Source organism: Serratia odorifera, assembly GCF_041448735.1.
Classification (GTDB): domain Bacteria; phylum Pseudomonadota; class Gammaproteobacteria; order Enterobacterales; family Enterobacteriaceae; genus Serratia_F; species Serratia_F odorifera.
Genome location: NZ_JBGMUT010000082.1, coordinates 1 through 520, shown reverse-complemented (window position 1 = coordinate 520; position 520 = coordinate 1). Strand labels below are relative to the sequence as shown.

At 31.0% G+C, this 520-nt stretch carries 1 protein-coding gene; it reads right to left on the bottom strand.

The window, feature by feature from the left end; translation table 11 throughout:
• Positions 1–520 (bottom strand): AAA family ATPase (locus ACCC84_RS23715; RefSeq protein ID WP_371902448.1); only part of this gene is annotated, 520 nt, incomplete at both ends.

The window sequence follows — 520 nt, the reverse complement described above, 5'->3', positions numbered from 1 at the left end:
AACCAATTCTTTCATATCCTCACCAAACAAATTATAATCAATACTTTTACGACCTAAAACATTATAAGCTTGTCCAAGTACAGCATCTTCACTTCTAAAAACTTGTGTTAATCGAACTGTATTAACAAACTCTAACGCTTCTAGTTCAGGAATAATACTTGTATCATTTACAGGTGGCAATTGAGCATCATCACCCGCAAAAATAATTTTCACATGACTAGGAACTGCTTGAAGTAATTTTGACAATATCTCACGTGGAATCATTGAAACTTCATCAATAATAAGATAAGCACAATCAATTATGTTGTATTCATTTCTGAAGAACTTCGAATTAAAGTTAGAAGCACAAGTTTTATGTATAGTTAACGATTTATAATCTTGTAAATCATACTCTCTAAACAATTCACGAATCCTACTAGAAGCCTTACCTGTATAAGTACAAACAATTGTCTTATTTGGATCAGGTTTTAAACGATTCAACAAATTAACAAGAGTATATGTTTTTCCAGTTCCTGCTCTT